Source organism: Mesorhizobium sp. ORS 3428 (assembly GCF_001854785.1).
Lineage (GTDB): Bacteria > Pseudomonadota > Alphaproteobacteria > Rhizobiales > Rhizobiaceae > Mesorhizobium.
Genome location: NZ_MDFL01000126.1, coordinates 213,302 through 226,289, shown reverse-complemented (window position 1 = coordinate 226,289; position 12,988 = coordinate 213,302). Strand labels below are relative to the sequence as shown.

Below are 12,988 nucleotides of genomic sequence, written 5' to 3'. Positions count from 1 at the left end.
CAGCGCATAAAACCGCGACTTTTTGTCGAAATCGGCTTTGTCACGACAGCACCCATTTCGCGTCGCGAATTGATGCGCTATGCAGCGCGTGAGCCAGCAGAATGCGAGAACATGGCGAGCCAGTGAGGGGCCGATGAGCGAAATCGAACGCGAGAGCATGGAATTCGACGTGGTGATCGTCGGCGCCGGTCCAGCCGGCCTCGCCGCCGCGATCCGTCTGAAGCAGCTCAATCCCGACCTTTCCGTCGTCGTGCTTGAGAAGGGCGGCGAGGTCGGCGCCCACATCCTGTCAGGCGCCGTCGTCGATCCGATCGGCATCGACCGGCTGCTGCCGGGCTGGCGCGAGGAAGAGGGGCATCCGTTCAAGACGCCGGTCACCGACGATCATTTCCTGGTGCTTGGTCCCGCCGGCTCGTTCCGCCTGCCCAACTTCTTGATGCCGCCGCTGATGAACAATCACGGCAACTACATCGTATCGCTCGGCAATGTCTGCCGTTGGCTGGCGACCAAGGCCGAGGCGCTCGGCGTCGAGATCTATCCGGGCTTTGCCGCGGCGAACCTCGTCTACAATGATGCGGGCGCCGTCACCGGCGTCATCACCGGCGACATGGGCGTCGAGAAGGACGGCACACATGGCCCGGCCTACGCGCCGGGCATGGCGCTGATGGGCAAGTATGTGCTGATCGGCGAGGGCGCACGCGGCTCACTCGCCAAGCAGCTGATCGCCAAATACAAACTTTCCGAGGGCCGCGAACCCGGCAAATACGGCATCGGCCTCAAGGAGCTGTGGCAGGTCAAGCCGGAGAACCACAAGCCGGGGCTGGTACAGCACTCCTTCGGCTGGCCGCTCGACATGAAGACCGGCGGCGGCTCCTTCCTCTACCATCTGGAGGACAACCAGGTGGCGGTCGGCTTTGTCGTCCACCTCAACTACAAGAACCCCTGGCTCTCGCCCTTCGAGGAGTTCCAGCGCTTCAAGACGCATCCGGCGATCAGKGGCACCTTCGAGGGCGCCAAGCGGATCGGCTATGGCGCGCGCGCCATCACCGAGGGCGGCTGGCAGTCGGTGCCGAAGCTCTCCTTCCCGGGCGGCGCGCTGATRGGATGTGCTGCTGGCTTCGTCAACGTGCCGCGCATCAAGGGCTCGCACAATGCGGTGCTGTCCGGCATGCTGGCGGCCGAGCATGTCGCGGACGCCATCGGCGCCGGCCGCGCCAATGACGAGCTTACTTCCTATGAAGAAGCCTGGCGCGGCAGCGACATCGGCAAGGACCTGAAGAAGGTACGCAACGTCAAGCCGCTGTGGTCGCGCTTCGGCACCGTTGTCGGCGTCGGCATCGGCGGCCTCGACATGTGGCTGAACACGCTGTTCGGCTTCTCGCCCTTCGGCACGCTGAAGCATGGCAAGTCCGACTACGCGACGCTCGAGCCGGCATCCAAGCATCAGAAGATCGCCTATCCGAAGCCGGATGGCGTGCTCACCTTCGACCGGCTCTCCTCGGTGTTTCTGTCCAACACCAACCATGAGGAAAACGAGCCGGTGCATCTCATCGTCGGCGACGAGGCGCTGCAGCAGCGCTCCGAGCACGACGTCTTTGCAGGACCCTCGACCCGTTACTGCCCGGCCGGCGTCTACGAATGGGTGGACAAGGACGGCAATGCCGCCGCCGATCCGTCCGCCAAGGACGTGCGCTTCGTCATTAACGCGCAGAACTGCGTCCACTGCAAGACCTGCGACATCAAGGACCCGAACCAGAACATCAACTGGGTGCCGCCGCAGGGCGGCGAAGGCCCGGTGTATCAGGGCATGTGACCGCACGGCCGGGCGGTCGCGACTGCCGACCCGGCGCCGGCGTGCGGGATAGATTGCGACAGCGCAACCGCAAGGCCGTTGAAACCACCGCCTGCTTGTGTTTCCCTTTCCTGAGGATAGGGAGGAGACGGCCATGCGACCGGCGGTTCTGACATGCCTTGTCGCCATCGGCGCGCTGTGCGCGCCGCAGGCTTCGGCCGGCACCAAGGTGCTGGTCCAAACGCGCACCTACGACGTTACCGGCAGCTCCGGCGCCGCGCTCATCGAAGCCATGGACAGCAAAGGTCCCAAGCACGGCTTCATGACGCATGCCATCGCTCAGACTGCCTACACGGTCGACTGGGATATCGATGCCGGCCAGGACAAAGGTTTCTGCAAGCTGCGGCGTGCCAATGGCACGCTCAATCTCTTTTATACCTTCCCGCGTATGGCCTCACCAGCGACACCGGGGCTGAAGAAGCGCTGGAACCAGTTCTTCGCCGGCGTGCGCGCCCATGAAGAAACCCATGGGCGTATCGCCAGGGAGATGATGCGCGTCACCGAGCGGTCGATCACGGGTCTCAGGGTTGCCGACGATCCTTACTGCTACAAGACGCGCCGCGAGGCGCGCCAGCGCATCCAGGCCGCCTATGCCGAATACGAGGCCAAACAGATCGCCTTCGACGCCTACGAGCACCGTGACGGCGGCCATGTCGAGCGTCTGGTCGCGGCGTTGATGGGGAAGCCTTGAAGGCCTGATCTGTTCGTCAGCCCCTTGGGCCGGTGGACACGGAATTCGCCGCCAGCGCCGACTCGTKCTCATCCTCGGGCGCGTTGTTGTCGGGCCGCAGCGAAAACTCGACCAGAACCGGCAGATGGTCCGAGCCGGTGTCCTCCAGCCGCGTCGCCGAGTGGATCGTCACCCCGCCCTTGCTGAACACCTGGTCGATCGGCAGGCCGGCGAAGCGCCGCAGGAAGTCGGGCAAATTCTTGTAGATCCAGGTCGGCCCGGCCGACGGCATCACGGTCAGGCCGCCGAGCGAGGCGACGCGATGCACCGCCGCGCTCCAGGGCACGGCGTTGCAATCGCCGGCCATGATCGCGGTTTCGCCGAGCGCGCCAAGCGGCTCCGCAAGCTCGCCGATCTGCCAGGACTGCTCGCGCGGCCAGGGCCAGCTCAGATGGATCGCGGCGACGTCGACGCCGGTGCCGCCGAAATCGATGGTGGCGGTCGCCATCGCGCCGCGCGGCTCGCAGTGCGGCGCGGTGCCGGCGGCAAAGGGCCGCCGCGAGAGCAGCGCGACGCCGAACACGCTGTTCGGATAAGGGCAAAGGATGCGATAAGGATAGGCGCTGGCGATATAGCCAAGCTCTCTCGCCCACATCCCTGACACCTCGTCGAGGGTGATCACGTCGGGATTGGTCCGGCCGATCAGCGACAGCACCTTCTTCGGCGTCGGATTGTCGTAGAGCAGGTTCATCTGCAGCAGGCTGTAGACGATCCGGTCGGCTGGCCTGGCGACCGCCTGTTGCGGCGAGAGCCTGGGCAGCGCGCTCACCGTCGTGGCGAAGCTGGCGATGGCGAAGAGCAGCACTGCTGCCGCCTGCAGCCGGTAGGAGCTGGCAAGCAGCGCCAGCGCCAGCAGCGCCGTGAGCACGCTCAGGTGAATGCGGAAATGCGAAAAGGAATCGAGAGCCGGATGCAGCGCGCCGAAGAACCCGGCCAGCAGCGCGGCCGAGAGTGCCGTCGTCGCCAGGAATGCCACCCCAGCCGTCATGTTCGAGCGCGCGCCGCCTGTTGTCATCTCGGTCGTGGTCTGCCGAATGCCGCCGGCAATCTGTTCGGCCTGCTTATCGGCCAAATTGCGGCCTGAGCAAACGGCGAATTGCTGCTGCTACTGGAAGGCAGTCTCGGAGAAGCTTCTCAGCTTGCGCGAATGCAGCCGCTCCATCGGCATTTCGGCCAGCTTCTCCATCGCCCTGATGCCGATGGTGAGATGCTGCGCCACCTGCCGCTTGTAGAACTCGGTCGCCATGCCGGGCAGCTTCAGCTCGCCATGCAGCGGCTTGTCGGAAACGCAAAGCAGCGTCCCGTATGGCACGCGGAAGCGGAAGCCGTTGGCCGCGATCGTCGCCGATTCCATGTCGAGCGCGATGGCGCGCGACTGCGACAGGCGCTGCACGGGTCCGCGCTGGTCGCGCAGTTCCCAGTTGCGGTTGTCGATGGTGGCGACGGTGCCGGTGCGCATGATGCGCTTGAGATCGTAGCCCGAAAGTCCCGTCACTTCGGCGACCGCTTCCTGCAGCGCCACCTGGATCTCGGCCAAGGGCGGGATCGGCACCCAGACCGGCAGGTCGTCGTCGAGCACATGGTCCTCGCGCACATAGGCATGCGCCAGGACATAGTCGCCCAGCGCCTGCGTGTTGCGCAGGCCGGCGCAGTGGCCGAGCATCACCCAGGCATGYGGCCGCAGCACCGCGATATGGTCGGTGATGGTCTTGGCGTTGGAAGGGCCGACGCCGATATTGACCATTGAGATGCCGCCATGGCCCGGCTTCTTCAGGTGATAGGCCGGCATCTGCGGTAGGCGCAGCGGCGGCGTRCCTTCGCTTGCCGCGTTGGCTCCGGCCTTTGTTACCACATTGCCCGGCTCGACGAATTCGCTGTAGCCGCCACCACCGTTCTCCATCAGGCCGCGGGCGCGCGCAACGAACTCATCGATGTAGAACTGGTAGTTGGTGAACAGCACGAAGTTCTGGAAATGCTGCGGGCTGGTCGCCGTGTAATGCGTCATGCGGTGCAGCGAATAGTCGATGCGCTGCGCAGTGAACGGCGCCAGCGGCCTTGGCTCGCCATACGCCACCTCGAAGGTGCCGTTGGCGATCTGGTCGTCGGTGCCGTCGAGGTCCGGCACGTCGAACAGGTCGCGGATCGGCCGCTTGATGCGCTCGGCAGCGGTGCCGTCGACATAGGTTCCTTCCAGGAAGGCGAAATGCAGCGGGATGGGCGTTGTCGATTCCGACACCGTCACCTGCACGCCGTGATTGCGCATGATCAGTCGAAGCTGTTCGACGAGATAGTTTTCGAACAGCTGCGGCTGGGTGATGGTGGTGGCAAAATGCCCGGGCGTCGGCATGTGGCCGTAGGCCTGGCGCGAGTCGATCTGAGTGAAGGAGGTCGTGGTGACGCCGATCTGCGGATAGAAGGCGCGGTAGCGCTTGCTCTCGTCGCCGCCGGCCGCAAGCTTGGCGAAGGAATCGCGCAAGAACTTGGTGTTGCGGTCGTAGAGCATCTGCAGCGCCGCGACCGCCTTCCTGGCGTCGTCGAAACTTTGCCGGCCGAACGGCTCCGGCATGACGACCGATTCGATAGCTTGGGGATAGATTCGCTTTTCCATGCCTCAATATAGGGACATGGAGGCGCGCTTGGGAGGGGGGATGCGAGCGCGCGGCCGCCCTTCGGCGTCGTTTTTCTTCGACCGTGTCAGCCGCGCTGCAGGCTGACCAGCAGCACGAAGCCGACGCCCGTCTTCTTCGGCGCCGGCGCTTCGATGATCGAGCCCGCATTGGCTCGCATCATCGGCACTGCCAGTACCGGGGCGGCAAGCAGCACCAGGATGAGCACTGCCCGCGGCAGGAGCCGAAGGGTCTCGAGGGCGATGGCGGCGATGCGGCTCATGGTGGTGGTTCCGGTTTCGACTATTGGTCGCTTCAGCGCTTGAAATGGTTCATGCAGCCCAGGCGGCAGTTATTGGCCGCATCCCACGAGCGGGCCGGGCGGCCGGCTTCCGCCACCAGAATGGCGAAAAGCATGCCGAACAGGCTCATGAGCAGGCAGACAATGGTGAAGCGGCGGGCAAGCATTGATCTCTCCTTCGATGGCGGGAAGGATGCCTGAATGCCTCTGAACCGGCTCTGAGACCGGTATTCATCTACCGTTCAAATTGGTTGATACAGTTGGCCCTGGCGCTGGAAACAGCTGTGCCCGGCGCTTGGAAACAGCGCCCAAAAAGAAAACGGGGCCACCCGGCCCCGCTGCACATCTTCATTTGAGTGCAATCAGAGCTTCTGCCAGGTTTGGCTCTTGCAGATCAGTCCGCCCAGCACGCAGCCGCTCATCTTGAGCGAGGTGCCGGAAAGCGTTGCCTTGCCGGAATAGGTCTTGTCGTTCGACGGGTCGGTGATGCTGCCGGCATATTTGTTGTCGCCGGTCGCCTTCAGCGTGCCGATGGTCTTGCCGGCATATTTGCCGGTCTTGAGCGTGATGGAGAATGTGCCGTTGCCGCCGATCGCCGCGGTGTCGCCGGCCTGCGTCTTCCAGTTACCTTCGATCGGGTCAGCCCATGCCGCGCCCGCCATGATCAGAGTGGCCGCGAGGACCAGGCTCATCTTTCGAAACATGTCTGTCCTCCCTAGGATTTCCGGCGGGGCTCCGGCCGCCTCTCCGTCCCTTACGCAAAGGTGACGCTAGTCCAGCTCCTATCAAAACGAAAGCGGTGCCGTGACGGAAGGTAGTCAGGATTTTGGCGCCACGCGCCGCCGGAAAATGAACGGAAGGCGAAGCCGGCTTCGGTTTCCGTGGTTAGCGAAGTCTTGATTCCGGTGCCTGAAATTTTCGGAGAATTTTGCCCAAAGAGGCGGAATTGCGCGGTTCCTATGATTAACAGTTTTTCGCGTTTACCTCTTGTTTTAGCTTTGTTTTCTTCAAATTAAGCAAGTCATTTAACGACGGATTCAAGGCCAGGCTTCATCCTCGAAAGCATCGAAAGAGCGGCCCGCCCCGAGGGACATCAAGGGACAGAAGGAGGCAGCTCTCGGGAGCCAGACAGGGGATTGAAATGGCACGTTTTGAAATGCTTGAAGCCGGCTTCGGCGCCATGGGGGCAACTGCCCAGGCCGACATTCTTCTCGAACTGGGCATGATGTATGCGACGGGCCGCGATTGCGAGACCGACGTCGTTGCCGCCCACAAATGGTTCAACATCGCCGCCATCAAGGGTTCGCTCCGCGCCRCCGAGCTGCGCTCGGAACTGTCGGCCACGATGTCGAAAGTCGAAATCGCCAAGGCGCTGCGCGAAGCGCGCGAATGGATGACGATGCACTGATCGGGCAAGGCGTCGAAAAGCAAGTTTTTCGGAACAAGGCCGCGAAAAGACGGCCGGTTAACAAGACCAAGAACGCGGYAGGTCAACAAAGCCAAGTCGTGCAAAACAACAGGGAAGCGAGCGGGTTCAGGCGCGCGGGGCGCTGGGGAAGCTCGATTGCAAAAGCCGCGACCGGCCGGGACAAGGCCGGCGCGGCTTTTTGCATTCGTGCATTTCCCCGACGGCAGGCGGTGCGGCTTGGCCCAAGAAATCCCCACCCAAATGAACCAAAACCGGATACATTGTCCTCTCGACACTGCCGGCGAACGATGAAATTGTCCCGGCTCTCTGGAACAAGCGCGGCCGGGCGGCCGCGCGCAAGTGGAGGAGTTCTCATTCCATGAAAAAATTGGGTATTTTGAGCGCAGCCGCATTGGGCTTGATGATGAGCGCGCATGTTGCCCTCGCCGACGACATCACCATCTCGGTGGTCGGCCCGATGACCGGCCAGCTTGCAACGATCGGCGACCAGTTCAAGCAGGGCGCGCAGGCTGCCGCCAATGCCATCAACGCGGCGGGCGGCGTCAACGGCTCCCAGATCAAGCTCGACATCGAGGACGATCAGTGCGATCCGAAGCAGGCGGTCTCGGTCGCCAACCGCATCGTCGCCAACGGCGTCAAGTTCGTCGACGGCCATGCCTGCTCGGGCTCGAGCATTCCGRCCTCGGCCGTCTATGYCGAAGYCGGCACGCTGATGATGAGCCCGGCCTCGTCCAACCCGGTGCTGACCGATGCCGCGGCCAAGTCCGGCTGGCCGACGATCATGCGCCTCTACACGCGTGACGACGCGCAGGGCGCCTTTATCGGCCCGTGGATCGCCAAGAAATATGCCGGCAAGAACGTCGTCATCCTGCACGACAAGAGCGCCTACGGTCAGGGCGTTGCCGATGCCGTCAAGGCGACGATGAATGCCGGCGGCCTGAAGGAAGTCGACTACGAAGGCATCAACGCCGGCGAGAAGGACTATTCGGCTTTGGTCACCAAGCTGAAGGACCTCAAGGCCGATGTCGTCTATTTCGGCGGCTATCATCCCGAGGCCGGCCTCATCCTGCGTCAGTCGGCTGAACAGAACGTCAAGTTCCAACTGATCATGCCGGACTCGATTGCTTCGCCGGAATTCTGGCAGGTCGCCGGCCCGGCCGGTGAAGGCACCATGTTCGTCTTCCCGTCGGATCCGCAGGCGAAGCCTGAAGCCAAGGACGCCGTGGCCAAGATCAAGGCTGGCGGCTTCACGCCGGAGGGCTTCACGCTGTTCTCCTATGCCGTGATCCAGGCGGTGGCCGAAGGCGTCAAGCGCGCCGGCACCGACGATCCGGGCAAGGTCGCCGAAGCGCTGAAGAACGGCAAGCCGATCAGCACCGTCGTCGGCGACGTCATCTTCGACGAGAAGGGCGACCTGAAGAACGCCAGCTACGACATCAACCAGTGGCACGACGGCAAATACGCGCCGATCAAGCCGTAATCGTTCCTGTGTTCAGGCGGAAATGGCCGGGCCTGTCCCGGCCATTTTCGTTTTTTGGATGGGCATCGATGTAAACGAGGCAAGGTCGGCACTTTACGGCGCCGCCCCTCTGTCCTGCCGGACTGGGCTTTTTGCCTCGTCAACGACCCAAGAGGGGGGTCAGCCCTGCGCGTCCTCGAAGCGCACCAGCACCGTGCCGTCGCTCACCTGCGCGCCCTCGACTGCGATCTCCGCAATCACCCCGTCATGCGGCGCGGCGATGGTATGCTCCATCTTCATCGCTTCCAGGATCAAGAGCGGCTGGCCCTTGATCACGGCATCGCCCGCTGCCGCGCGCACCAGCTTCACCAGCCCCGGCATCGGCGCGCGCAGGCTGCCCGAGGCGGCCGCGGCCTCATCCGCCTTGGCGAGCGGGTCGGGCACCGCGAAAGTGTAGCTGACCGCGCCTTCGAACACGGTGACATGGCCGGGCCAGCGGGCGGTGCGCGGCATGTTCCTGAGGTCGTGCGAGTTGATTGCGTCGTGCGGTGCCTCCAGCGCCACCTGGAAGCGGCCGTCGGGCCGGGCCGAGACCCGCGCCAGAATGTTCTCCTCGCCGTAGCGCAGGCGGGTGCGGCGCGAGAGCGTATGGAAATGGGCATATCCCGCCAGCGAGGACCATGGATCGGCGGCCGGACCCGGCGCGCCTGCGTCGGTCGCCGCCAGCGCCGCCGCGGCGATCGCTTCATCGCTCGGCGCGGGCAGGGCGATCAGTTCCTCCTGATGCCGGCCGATCAGGCCGGTGTCGACATCGCCCGCCGCGAAATCGGCATCCCCGGCGAGTGCCGCGAGGAAGGCGGTGTTGACGGTCGAGCCGGCAATCTCGGTCCGTGCGAGGGCATCGCGCAGTGCCGCCAGCGCGACGGCTCTGTCCTTGGCCCGCACCACCAGCTTGGCGATCATCGGATCGTAGAAGGGAGAGATCGCATCGCCGGCCCGCACGCCGGTTTCGACGCGTATCGCCGCATCTTCCGGTACCGCGTCAGGGAATTTGAGATGATGCAGCGTGCCGGTCGCCGGCAGGAAGCCTCTCGCCGGGTCCTCTGCATAGATGCGCGCCTCGAGGGCATGGCCGGCAAGCGCGATCTCCGCTTGCGTCTTCGGCAGCTTCTCGCCGCTCGCTACGCGCAGCTGCCACTCGACCAGATCGACACCGGTGACCATCTCGGTGACGGGATGCTCGACCTGCAGCCGCGTGTTCATCTCCATGAACCAGAAGCGGTCGGCCTTGAGGCCCTCCGAGGCGTCGACGATGAACTCGATCGTGCCGGCGCCCGAGTAGTTGATGGCCTTGGCGGCCTTCACCGCGGCGTCCGTCATCGCCTTGCGCAGCGCCGGCGTCATGCCGGGGGCGGGCGCTTCCTCGATCACCTTCTGGTGGCGGCGCTGCGCCGAGCAGTCGCGTTCGAAAAGATGCACGGCATTGCCGAAATTGTCGCCGAACACCTGGACTTCGATATGGCGCGGCTTGTCGACATATTTCTCCACCAGCACGCGGTCGTCGCCGAAGGCGGCCTTGGCCTCGCGCCGCGCGCCCGACAGCGCTTCGGAGAAATCGTCCGGATGGTCGACGCGCCGCATGCCTTTGCCGCCGCCGCCGGCGCGCGCCTTGATCAGCACCGGATAGCCGATCTCGCGCGCCTTGGTGGCGAGCAGCACGATCTCCTGCGCTTCGCCGTGATAGCCGGGCACCACCGGCACGCCGGCCTTTTCCATCAGCCGCTTGGCGGCGTCTTTCAGCCCCATGGCGCGGATCGAGGCGGCGGACGGGCCGATAAAAACGAGCCCGGCCACCGTCACTTGGTCGACGAAGTCGGGGTTTTCCGACAGGAAGCCATAGCCCGGATGGATCGCCTCGGCGCCTGTGGCGAGCGCCGCGGCAATGATCCTGTCGCCGCGCAGATAGCTTTCGCCGACTGGGGAGGGGCCAATATGCACGGCCTCGTCGGCCATCTCGACATGGAGAGCCCGCGCGTCGGCATCCGAATAGACGGCGACGGTGCGCACGCCCAGCTTGCGGGCGGTGCGGATGACGCGGCAGGCGATCTCGCCGCGATTGGCGATCAGGATCTTGCCGAACATGCAGCCTCCGCAACCAGAGTGTGCTTCGTGTTAAGGAGGCGTTCCTTCGCGCCCCCCTCTGTCCTGCCGGACATCTCCCCCACGAGGGGGGAGAGCGGCCCTCGCGGTCGATTTCGCCAATTTCCAACGTCGTAGGATTGAATGGGGCGCCGAAGCTGCCAATCTCCCCCCAAGTGGGGGAGATGTCCGGCAGGACAGAGGGGGGCGCTGTCCTGCCAGCCTGTCCCGGCAAGCGTTCGTCGAGCACCATCGACCTCTCCCTTACCAAGGGAGTGCTTTACCGAAGTTGTCTGTTGAGCAATCTTTGCRTCCATAAGGTCAGCGTCCCCCAAGAGCAGCAACGCCCCGCCTGTAAAGTTCCGCCGTCGGTTCATCGAAGCAGCAGAAAGTAACGGTATCCGGCACTGCATTCTGCTGYAGGAAGTCGCTCACCGTGCTGACGGCGATCTCGGTCGCCTCGTCCTTCGGAAAGCGGTAGATGCCAGTCGAGATCGCCGGGAAGGCGATCGTGCGGCAGTCATGGTCGCGGGCGATTTCGAGCGAGCGCCGGTAGCAAGAGGCGAGCAGGCCCGCCTCACCCTTGCCGCCGCCATGCCATACAGGGCCGACCGTATGGATGACGTAGCGCGCCGGCAGGCGATAGCCCTTGGTCAGCTTGGCGTCGCCCGTTCTGCAGCCGTTCAGCGTCCGGCATTCGGCAACCAGTTCCGGCCCTGCCGCGCGGTGGATGGCGCCGTCGACGCCGCCGCCGCCGAGCAGCGAGGAATTGGCGGCATTGACGATGGCGTCAACCGCAAGCTTGGTGATGTCGCCGGTGTGGATACGGATCCTGTCGTCGAGAGTACTCATCGTCACATCCTGAACACGCCGAATTTCGTTTCTTCGACCCCCGCATTGAGCGCCGCCGAAAGGCTGAGCGCTAGCACTTCGCGCGTCTTTGCCGGATCGATGATGCCGTCGTCCCAGAGCCTTGCCGAGGAATAGAGCGGATGGCCCTCATGCTCGTATTTCATCAGGATCGGCTTGCGGAACTTCGCTTCCTCCTCGGCGCTCCACTCACCGCCCTTGCGCTCGATGCCCTCGCGCTTGACCATGGCGAGAACCGTCGCCGCCTGCTCGCCGCCCATCACCGAGATGCGCGCGTTCGGCCACATCCACAGGAAGCGGGGCGAATAGGCGCGGCCGCACATGCCGTAATTACCGGCGCCGAAAGAGYCACCAATGATGACGGTGAGTTTCGGCACTCTTGCCGTGGCAACCGCCATCACCAGCTTGGCGCCGTCCTTGGCGATGCCACCGGCCTCGTATTTGCGGCCGACCATGAAGCCGGTGATGTTTTGCAGGAAGATCAGCGGAATGCCCCGCTGGCAGCAGAGCTCGATGAAATGCGTGCCCTTCAGCGCGCTTTCCGAGAACAGCACGCCGTTGTTGYCGAGGATGCCGACCGGCATGCCGTGCAGATGGGCAAAGCCGGTGACCAGCGTCGTGCCGTAATTCTGCTTGAACTCGTCGAATTCGGAACCGTCGACCACGCGGGCGATCACCTCGCGCACGTCATAKGGCTGGCGCAAATCCGTCGGCACGACGCCGTAGAGTTCGCCCGGATCATGAAGCGGCGCTACAGGTTTCTGCAGAGTGAGGCTTACAGCCTTGTTTCGATTCAGGTTCTTGACGATGCGCCGGCAAATGGCCAGCGCGTRCTCATCGTCCATAGCATAGTGGTCGGCGACGCCGGAAAGCCTGGTGTGGACGTCGGCGCCGCCGAGCTCCTCGGCGCTGACATCCTCGCCGGTCGCGGCCTTCACCAGCGGCGGGCCGCCGAGGAAGATGGTTGCCTGGTTGCGCACCATGATCGTCTCGTCCGACATTGCCGGCACATAGGCGCCGCCCGCCGTGCAGGAGCCCATGACGCAGGCGATCTGCGGGATGCCGGCTGCCGACATGTTGGCCTGGTTGTAGAAGATGCGGCCGAAATGCTCGCGGTCGGGGAAGACCTCGTCCTGGTTGGGCAGGTTGGCGCCGCCGCTGTCGACCAGATAGACGCAGKGCAGATTGTTCTGCAGCGCAATTTCCTGCGCGCGCAAATGCTTCTTCACCGTCAGCGGATAGTAGGTGCCGCCCTTTACGGTGGCGTCGTTGACGACGACCATCACCTCCTTGCCCTCGACGCGGCCGATGCCGGTGATGATGCCGGCCGCGGGAATGTCCTCGCCATACATCGACCAGGCCGCGAACTGCCCGACCTCTAGGAAGGGCGAGCCGGTATCGAGCAATTGCGCAAGCCGCTCGCGCGGCAGCAGCTTGCCGCGCCCCTGGTGGCGCTCGCGCGCCTCGTCCGATCCGCCGCGCTCGATGCCGGCGGCCTTCTCGGCAATGTCGGCRACCAGCGCCCGCATGCGCTCGGCATTGGCGCGGAAGGTCTCGGAGGAGGGGGAGATTTGGGAGGTGAGGATCGGCATCAACTCATCC

Annotated in this window: 12 protein-coding genes; 4 read left to right on the top strand and 8 right to left on the bottom strand. The window is 64.3% G+C overall.

Going from position 1 to position 12,988, the window contains the following annotated elements:
* The first annotated feature begins 133 nt into the window (after positions 1-133).
* Together ORS3428_RS19955 and ORS3428_RS19950 are read left to right on the top strand one after the other, a co-directional pair.
* Positions 134-1,813 carry an electron transfer flavoprotein-ubiquinone oxidoreductase gene (locus tag ORS3428_RS19955; RefSeq protein ID WP_071099994.1) on the top strand — a complete coding sequence of 560 codons (1,680 nt, stop codon included), beginning with the start codon at positions 134-136 and terminating at the stop codon, positions 1,811-1,813.
* Positions 1,814-1,946: 133 nt separating this feature from the next.
* Positions 1,947-2,543, top strand: coding sequence for a DUF922 domain-containing Zn-dependent protease (locus ORS3428_RS19950; protein ID WP_071099993.1), 597 nt, complete (start codon positions 1,947-1,949; stop codon positions 2,541-2,543).
* A gap of 16 nt (positions 2,544-2,559) precedes the next feature.
* Here ORS3428_RS19950 and ORS3428_RS19945 read toward each other — a convergent pair whose 3' ends face one another.
* The 5 genes from ORS3428_RS19945 to ORS3428_RS19930 all read right to left on the bottom strand — a co-directional run bounded on the left by ORS3428_RS19945 (position 2,560) and on the right by ORS3428_RS19930 (position 6,193).
* Positions 2,560-3,570 (bottom strand): endonuclease/exonuclease/phosphatase family protein, encoded by a 1,011-nt coding sequence (locus tag ORS3428_RS19945; RefSeq protein ID WP_071100262.1) that lies wholly within the window; start codon positions 3,568-3,570, stop codon positions 2,560-2,562.
* Between the two features lie 117 nt (positions 3,571-3,687).
* Positions 3,688-5,148, bottom strand: a complete 1,461-nt coding sequence (locus ORS3428_RS19940) for an AMP nucleosidase (protein ID WP_244508048.1) — start codon at positions 5,146-5,148, stop codon at positions 3,688-3,690.
* Between the two features lie 128 nt (positions 5,149-5,276).
* Entirely contained in the window at positions 5,277-5,471 is a 195-nt protein-coding gene (locus ORS3428_RS19935; RefSeq protein ID WP_071099991.1) for a hypothetical protein, read from the bottom strand.
* A 32-nt stretch (positions 5,472-5,503) separates the two neighbouring features.
* On the bottom strand, positions 5,504-5,656 hold the full coding sequence (locus ORS3428_RS33575; RefSeq protein ID WP_172833709.1) for a hypothetical protein: 153 nt from the start codon (positions 5,654-5,656) through the stop codon (positions 5,504-5,506).
* A 195-nt stretch (positions 5,657-5,851) separates the two neighbouring features.
* The gene (locus ORS3428_RS19930) at positions 5,852-6,193 is read right to left on the bottom strand and encodes a DUF2147 domain-containing protein (protein ID WP_071099990.1); all 342 of its coding nucleotides are present in this window, start codon (positions 6,191-6,193) and stop codon (positions 5,852-5,854) included.
* 437 nt (positions 6,194-6,630) lie between these two features.
* Between ORS3428_RS19930 and ORS3428_RS19925 the strand changes: the two genes are divergently transcribed.
* Together ORS3428_RS19925 and ORS3428_RS19920 are read left to right on the top strand one after the other, a co-directional pair.
* The gene (locus ORS3428_RS19925) at positions 6,631-6,897 is read left to right on the top strand and encodes a sel1 repeat family protein (protein WP_071099989.1); all 267 of its coding nucleotides are present in this window, start codon (positions 6,631-6,633) and stop codon (positions 6,895-6,897) included.
* 379 nt (positions 6,898-7,276) lie between these two features.
* Positions 7,277-8,398, top strand: coding sequence for an ABC transporter substrate-binding protein (locus tag ORS3428_RS19920; protein ID WP_071099988.1), 1,122 nt, complete (start codon positions 7,277-7,279; stop codon positions 8,396-8,398).
* Positions 8,399-8,557: 159 nt separating this feature from the next.
* On the opposite strand, the gene ORS3428_RS19915 is transcribed toward ORS3428_RS19920, so the two are convergent.
* The 3 genes from ORS3428_RS19915 to ORS3428_RS19905 all read right to left on the bottom strand — a co-directional run bounded on the left by ORS3428_RS19915 (position 8,558) and on the right by ORS3428_RS19905 (position 12,978).
* Positions 8,558-10,519 (bottom strand): acetyl/propionyl/methylcrotonyl-CoA carboxylase subunit alpha, encoded by a 1,962-nt coding sequence (locus ORS3428_RS19915; protein WP_071099987.1) that lies wholly within the window; start codon positions 10,517-10,519, stop codon positions 8,558-8,560.
* 318 nt (positions 10,520-10,837) lie between these two features.
* Positions 10,838-11,368, bottom strand: a complete 531-nt coding sequence (locus ORS3428_RS19910; protein WP_071099986.1) for an O-acetyl-ADP-ribose deacetylase — start codon at positions 11,366-11,368, stop codon at positions 10,838-10,840.
* A gap of 2 nt (positions 11,369-11,370) precedes the next feature.
* On the bottom strand, positions 11,371-12,978 hold the full coding sequence (locus ORS3428_RS19905) for a carboxyl transferase domain-containing protein (protein ID WP_071099985.1): 1,608 nt from the start codon (positions 12,976-12,978) through the stop codon (positions 11,371-11,373).
* Positions 12,979-12,988: the final 10 nt, after the last annotated feature.

Coding starts and splice junctions, on each gene's coding strand:
- ORS3428_RS33575 (WP_172833709.1), bottom strand. CDS start 5,656: ATGCTTGCCCGCCGCTTCACCATTGTCTGCCTGCTCATGAGCCTGTTC.
- ORS3428_RS19950 (WP_071099993.1), top strand. CDS start 1,947: ATGCGACCGGCGGTTCTGACATGCCTTGTCGCCATCGGCGCGCTGTGC.
- ORS3428_RS19935 (WP_071099991.1), bottom strand. CDS start 5,471: ATGAGCCGCATCGCCGCCATCGCCCTCGAGACCCTTCGGCTCCTGCCG.
- ORS3428_RS19915 (WP_071099987.1), bottom strand. CDS start 10,519: ATGTTCGGCAAGATCCTGATCGCCAATCGCGGCGAGATCGCCTGCCGC.
- ORS3428_RS19930 (WP_071099990.1), bottom strand. CDS start 6,193: ATGTTTCGAAAGATGAGCCTGGTCCTCGCGGCCACTCTGATCATGGCG.